The organism is Frankia sp. ACN1ag, assembly GCF_001414035.1.
GTDB classification, from domain to species: domain Bacteria; phylum Actinomycetota; class Actinomycetes; order Frankiales; family Frankiaceae; genus Frankia; species Frankia torreyi.
Map to the genome: position 1 here is coordinate 1 of NZ_LJPA01000086.1, position 1,768 is coordinate 1,768.

The 1,768-nt window shown below is 66.1% G+C and carries 1 protein-coding gene and 2 pseudogenes; all 3 read left to right on the forward strand.

The genetic code is table 11. The features are described 5' to 3' along the window. Nucleotides 1–122: 122 nt before the first annotated feature. Nucleotides 123–1,142 (forward strand): annotated as a pseudogene (locus UK82_RS30590) (IS3 family transposase); the annotation flags it as partial. Nucleotides 1,143–1,187: 45 nt separating this feature from the next. Continuing rightward, on the forward strand, nucleotides 1,188–1,442 hold the full coding sequence (locus tag UK82_RS30595; protein WP_161849194.1) for a WD40 repeat domain-containing protein: 255 nt from the start codon (nucleotides 1,188–1,190) through the stop codon (nucleotides 1,440–1,442). Between the two features lie 54 nt (nucleotides 1,443–1,496). Next, nucleotides 1,497–1,768: pseudogene (locus UK82_RS30600) on the forward strand (transposase); the annotation flags it as partial.

Genomic DNA, 1,768 nt, shown 5'->3' on the forward strand with positions numbered 1-1,768 from the left:
CTGGCGAAGGCCCAGTTCGTGATCGATGTGCAGGGAAAACTTGCCGCGCTCTTGGAGAAACTCTCCGAGGGCGCTCCCGACGAGAACCCGCCGTCGCCGAACACGCGGAACAGGTGACCGAGGAAGCGCTCGAACAGCTGATCCCGAAAGTCGGGGCCGTCGCGGCGTGCCGGGCGGTGGGCCGGTCCCGGGCGACGCATTACCGGCGGCACCGGAAAAGCCCTGCTCCGCCGCGGCCGGCACCGATTCCGCACAAGCAGCGCCGCCAGCCCGCGGCCCTGACGGCCGAGGAGCGGGCGAGGGTGCTGGAGCTGTTGCACTCGGAGCGGTTCGTGGACGCCTCCCCGGACCAGGTCTGGGCGGCGCTGCTGGACGAGGGGATCTACCTGGCGTCTCCCCGCACGATGTACCGGATCCTCGCCGAGCACGGAGAGACCGGGGAACGCCGCCGCCAGGCCACCCACCCGGCTCATGTCAAACCCGAACTCGTCGCCGAAAAGCCCAACACCGTCTGGTCGTGGGATATCACAAAACTCCGCGGCCCGAAGAAATGGACTTACTACTACCTGTACGTCATCATCGACGTGTACAGCCGCTATGTTGTCGGGTGGATGGTCGCCGACGCCGAATCCGCGGCCCTCGCCGACGATCTACTCCGCGCCACCTGCGAGAAACAGGCCGTCAACCCTGACCAGCTCACGATCCACGCGGACCGCGGCACGTCCATGACCTCGAAAACCGTCGCACTGCTCCTCGCCGATCTCGGGGTCACCCGTTCCCATTCCCGCCCGCGGGTCTCCAACGACAACCCGTATTCAGAGGCCCACTTCAAAACGTTGAAGTACCGGCCCGACTTCCCGGCGTCGTTCGAGACCCTGCAGACGGCTCGCGCCTGGTGCCGACAATTTTTCGACCACTACAACAACCAGCACCGCCATTCCGGGATCGGCCTGCTGACCCCGGCGGTCGTGCACCACGGCCAGGCCGACACCGTCCACCAGGCCCGCGCCAGCGTGCTCGACGCCGCCTACGCCGCACACCCCGAACGGTTCGTCCGCCGACCCCCGACCCCACCCGAGCTCCCCAAGCCCGCGTGGATCAACCGGCCCGACGACCAGGACACCGATCAGCAGGCCAACTAATTTTCTGAAGCGCCTGACTCAAACAGCTTGACGGATTCCGCCGACGTGGTGAACGCGGTGGCGCTCACGCTGGACGGGCGCACCGCGCTGACCGGTAGCCGAGACGGGACAGCGATCGTGTGGGATCTGAGCGACCCAGCTCATCCCGTCCGCCGCGCCACCCTCACCGGCCACGACGACACCATCTTCGCGGTGGCGCTCACGCCCGACGGACGCACCGCCCTGACCGGCAGCGCCGACCATACGGCGATTGAGGTGGTCCCCGTTCTTCGGACAGTGATCCCTATGTGGGATAATTGATCCGTGAGCGGAGGAGATCAATGNGTCAGTCGCGGAGGCGGTACACGCCCGAGNACAAGGACGAGGCCGTGAAACTCGTCATCGATTCGGGTCGGCCGGTATCGGCGATCGCGAAGGATCTCGGTATCAACGAGGGAACCTTGGGGAGCTGGGTGGCCACCTGGCGTCGGACCCACCAGGGCGAAGAAGAGCCACTTTCGATGTCCGACCGCGCACGGTTGAAGGAGCTGGAGAAGGAGAACCGGGAACTCCGGATGGAGCGCGAGTTCCTCTCAAAAGCGACCGCCTTCTTCGCGCAACGCCATCAGTGACCGACAAGTACGAGC